Origin of the sequence: Micromonospora sp. D75 (assembly GCF_018070405.1) — a bacterium.
GTDB lineage: Bacteria > Actinomycetota > Actinomycetes > Mycobacteriales > Micromonosporaceae > Micromonospora > Micromonospora chalcea.
Genome location: NZ_JAGPXV010000517.1, coordinates 1 through 4378, shown reverse-complemented (window position 1 = coordinate 4378; position 4378 = coordinate 1). Strand labels below are relative to the sequence as shown.

The 4378-nt window shown below is 73.7% G+C and carries 4 protein-coding genes; 3 read left to right on the top strand and 1 reads right to left on the bottom strand.

Features of this window, described 5'->3' with window-relative positions; translation table 11 throughout:
• The 3 genes from KBX39_RS24500 to KBX39_RS24490 form a co-directional block, all read left to right on the top strand.
• A partial coding sequence (locus tag KBX39_RS24500; RefSeq protein ID WP_210872704.1) for an ABC transporter permease subunit occupies window positions 1–298 on the top strand: 298 nt, incomplete at its 5' end.
• A 62-nt stretch (window positions 299–360) separates the two neighbouring features.
• On the top strand, window positions 361–1431 hold the full coding sequence (locus tag KBX39_RS24495; protein WP_043328803.1) for a LacI family DNA-binding transcriptional regulator: 1071 nt from the start codon (window positions 361–363) through the stop codon (window positions 1429–1431).
• 43 nt (window positions 1432–1474) lie between these two features.
• Window positions 1475–3121: an alpha-amylase family glycosyl hydrolase gene (locus KBX39_RS24490; RefSeq protein ID WP_210872706.1), complete on the top strand. Its 1647-nt coding sequence runs from the start codon at window positions 1475–1477 to the stop codon at window positions 3119–3121.
• A gap of 58 nt (window positions 3122–3179) precedes the next feature.
• On the opposite strand, the gene KBX39_RS24485 is transcribed toward KBX39_RS24490, so the two are convergent.
• Window positions 3180–4378 (bottom strand): MFS transporter (locus KBX39_RS24485; RefSeq protein ID WP_210872703.1); only part of this gene is annotated, 1199 nt, incomplete at its 5' end.

Here is a 4378-nt window from a genome sequence, read left to right as displayed (position 1 = left end):
CCCGAAGATCTTCCGCACCATCGTGCTGCCGCTGATCATGCCCGCGCTGGCGGCGTTCGGCATCTTCCAGTTCCTCTGGGTCTGGAACGACCTGCTGGTCGCGCTGATCTTCGCCGGTGGCGGCGACGAGACCGCCCCGCTGACGGTCCGGCTCGCGGAACTGGCCGGCACCCGGGGCAACGAGTGGCAGCGGCTGACGGCCGGCGCGTTCGTGTCGATCGTCGTACCGCTGATCGTGTTCCTGTCCCTCCAGCGCTTCTTCGTGCGAGGCCTGCTCGCCGGCAGCGTCAAGGGTTGATCCGCGCCCCGCCGCCGGCACGGCCGGCGGCGGGGCCCGGGTCACGGCGGGGAGCCCACACGATGACCAGAATTGACGACGTCGCCCGGCTGGCCGGGGTCTCCACGGCCACCGTCTCCCGGGCGCTGCGGGGCCTGCCGACGGTCTCGGCCGCGACCCGGCGGCGGGTGCTCGCCGCCGCCGAGCAGCTCCAGTACGCGGTGTCCCCGAGCGCCAGCCGGCTGGCCGGCGGCCGGACCGGCACGGTCGCGGTGGTGGTGCCCCGGATCACCAGGTGGTTCTTCGGCACGGTGGTCGAGGCGGTCGAGGAGTTCCTCCAGGACAGCGGCTACGACCTGCTGCTCTACAACCTCGGCGGCCGGGAGCAGACCCGCCAGCGGGTGCTGCGCACGGCGAGCCTGCACAAGCGCGTGGACGCGATCATCCTGGTCGCCACCCCGCTGCGCGCGGCGGACGTGCACGCGCTGACGAACCTGGACCTGCCCGGCGTGACGATCAGCTCCGGCAGCGAGGTGCCCGGGTGGCCCTGCGTCCGGATCGACGACGTGGCCGCCGCCCGGACCGCCACCCGCCACCTGCTCGACCTCGGCCACACCCGGATCGCGCACATCTCCGGCGACCCGGACGACGAACTGGCCTTCACCACCCACCTGGACCGGCGGCGCGGCTACCAGGAGGCGTTGCGGGCCGCCGGGCTGCGGCCCGACCCGAGCCTCGACGTCGAGTCGCGGTTCACCATCGACGGGGGTACCCGGGCCACCGCCGAGCTGCTGGCCCGGGGCGAGCCGCCGACGGCCATCTTCGCCGCCTGCGACGAGATGGCGATGGGCGCGGTCACCGCGCTGCGCGACGCCGGGCTACGGGTGCCGCAGGACGTGAGCGTGATCGGCATCGACGACCACGACCTCGCCGGTGTGCTCGGGCTCTCCACGATCGCCCAGCCCGCCGCCGACCAGGGACTGCTCGCCGCCCGCATCCTGCTCGACCCGCTCGGCGTACGGGCCACCGAGCCGTACCCCGGCCTGGTGCCCGCGCCGCGCGGCGCCGGCACCGACGACGGGACGCCACCCCCGGTGATCCTCCCCACTCGCCTGGTGGTGCGCGAATCGACAGCGCCGCCGCGGGCACACTGAACCAACTTGCTCGTCCCCGCACCACCCAGACAGGAGTAAGGCGCTGAACACCGACGCGACGCAGCAGGCCCCGGGCACCGGCTGGTGGACCGAGGCGGTGATCTACCAGGTCTACCCGCGCTCGTTCGCCGACTCCGACGGCGACGGCATCGGCGACCTGCCGGGCATCACCTCCCGGCTCGACCACCTCGCCGAGCTGGGAGTCGACGCGCTCTGGCTGTCCCCGTTCTATCCGTCCCCGCAGGCCGACGCCGGGTACGACGTGGCCGACTACCGCGACGTCGACCCGCTGTTCGGCACGCTCGCCGACGCCGACAAGCTGATCGCCGAGGCGAAGGCGCGCGGGCTACGGGTGATCGTCGACCTGGTGCCCAACCACACCTCGTCCGCGCACCGCTGGTTCACCGAGGCGGTGGCGGCCGCCCCGGGCAGCCCGGAGCGGCAGCGTTACGTCTTCCGCGAGGGCACGGGCCCGCACGGCGCCGAGCCGCCGAACGACTGGGTGAGCGTCTTCGGCGGCCCCGCCTGGACGCGGCTGCCGGACGGACAGTGGTACCTGCACCTGTTCGACTCCGGTCAGCCCGACCTCAACTGGGACAACCCGGAGGTGCGCGCGGAGTTCCTCGACGTGCTGCGTTTCTGGCTGGACCGGGGCGTGGACGGCTTCCGGGTGGACGTGGCGCACGGCCTGATCAAGCAGGCCGACCTGGCCGACTGGCAGGAGCCGCAGGAGATCCTCTCCGGCAGCGAGGTGGACAAGCCGCGCCCGCCGATGTGGGACCAGGACGGCGTGCACGAGATCTACCGGGAGTGGCGGCGGGTCCTCGACTCGTACCCCGGTGAGCGGATCCTGGTCGCCGAGGCGTGGGTGGAGCCGGCCGAGCGGCTGGCCCGGTACGTGCGCCCGGACGAGATGCACCAGGCGTTCAACTTCGAGTACCTGCTGGCCGCCTGGACCGCGCCGGCCCAGTACGCGGTGATCACCCGCTCGCTGGAGGCCACCGACTCCGTCGGCGCGCCCACCACCTGGGTCCTGTCCAACCACGACGTGGTCCGGCACGCCTCCCGGCTGGGGCTCGGCACCGCCGGTGGCCGGGCCAACGGCGTCGGCGTGGACGACCCGCAGCCGGACGCCGCGCTGGGTCTGCGCCGGGCCCGGGCAGCCAGCCTGCTGATGCTCGCGCTGCCCGGCTCCGCCTACCTCTACCAGGGCGAGGAACTGGGGCTGCCGGAGCACACCACGCTGCCCGACGAGGCCCGCCAGGACCCGACCTGGGCGCGCAGCGGGCACACCGAGCGCGGCCGGGACGGCTGCCGGGTGCCGATCCCGTGGGAGGCCGACGCCCCGTCGTACGGCTTCGGGCCGACCGACGCGAGCTGGCTGCCCCAGCCGTCGACCTGGGCCGAGTACGCGCTGGACCGGCAGCGCGGCGTGCCCGGGTCGACGTACGAGCTGTACCGGACCGCGCTGCGGCTGCGCCGCGAGCACGCGCTGGCCCGGGGCCCGCTGCGGTTCCTGTCCTCCGGCGACGAGGTGCTCACGTTCACCAACGGCGACCTCACCGTGCTGACGAACTTCGGGGCCGACCCGGCGCCGCTGCCGGCCGGCGCGCAGGTGCTGGTGTCGAGCGCGCCGCTGGACGACGCCACGGTCCCGACGGACGTCACCGTCTGGTTCCGGGTGGTGTAAGGAAGGGCCCCTTATTAACGCCTCCGGTAGAGGAAGGGCCCCTTATTAACACTCACCGTTAAGAAGGGGCCCTTCCTTCCAGGCGGTCGGCGCGGGCGTGCAGCAGGTCGTGCACCTGCGCTATGTCCCGCGGCGACGTACGCGCGGCGAGCCAGTACATGATCCCGGTCGGGATGAAGAAGAGCTGGAACGCGGCCAGCCCGACCGCGTAGTTCAACGGCGGCGGGAAGGCCGTACGCAGCGCGGCGAACACCACCCCGACCAGCCCGTTGCCGGCCGCCCGCCCGACGCCGTTGACGAGGTTGCCCAGGCTGTAGACGGTGCCCCGGTGCTCGGGCGGGTTGACGTCGGCGATCAGCGCGAACCAGTTCGGCGAGTTCGCCGACGTCAGCGCCAGCGCCACCACGGCGGTGAGCAGGCTCAGCCCCACCGGCGGCTCGGTCAGCACGCTGGACAGCACCGCCGTCACCACCGCGCCCGCCCCGGCGCCGTCGGGCTCGTCGATGCGGATCGGCACGAAGAACAGGACCAGGTAGAACGGCAGCGCCGCGAGGATGCCGACGGCCGCGACGGTGGCCCGGCCGCTGGGCGTACGCCGTTGCAGCGCGTCGCCGACCAGGCCGCCCACGATCGAGAACACCCCGCCGAGCTGGAACAGGGTGGCGAAGACGCTGCCCACCACCACGGCCGTCGCCGGCGAGTAGCCCTGCGCCTCGGCCCGCTGGCTGAACAGCACCGGCAGCCAGACCAGCGAGCCGAACGCGGCCTGGGCGGTCAGCCCCTGCAGGATCAGCCAGCGGTTGGTCCGGCGGGCCAGGATCCGGGGCAGGTCGGCGCGGCTGATCCGGTAGTCGTACTCGTTCCCGGCGTCGATCGCCCCGGCCAGCTCCGGTTCGCTCTGCCCGCGCCTGATGTCGTAGGTGAACAGGTACGCCACCGTGGCGGCCAGACCCACGCCGGTCAGCAGCAGGAACGGCCGCCGCCAGTCGGTCGCCCCGAGCACGCCGCCGAGCAGCGTCCCGGCCAGCGTGCCGACGCCCTGGGACAGCCCCCAGAAGCTCATCACCAGGCCGCGTCGGCGCGGCGAGATCAGGTCGGTGACCACGGAGAAGCCGACCGAGCCCACCGCGCCCAGCCCGACCGCGCCGACGAACTGCGCGGCCAGGAACGTCGCGTACCCCCCGGCGAGCGCGCTGCCGGCGGTGCCGGCGGCCCAGAGCAGCGTGCCGACCATGAGCAGCGGCTTGCGGTTGGTGC

What these genes read in the sequence shown, in the direction of transcription:
- KBX39_RS24495 (WP_043328803.1), top strand. Translation starts at nt 361, where the DNA reads ATGACCAGAATTGACGACGTCGCCCGGCTGGCCGGGGTCTCCACGGCC.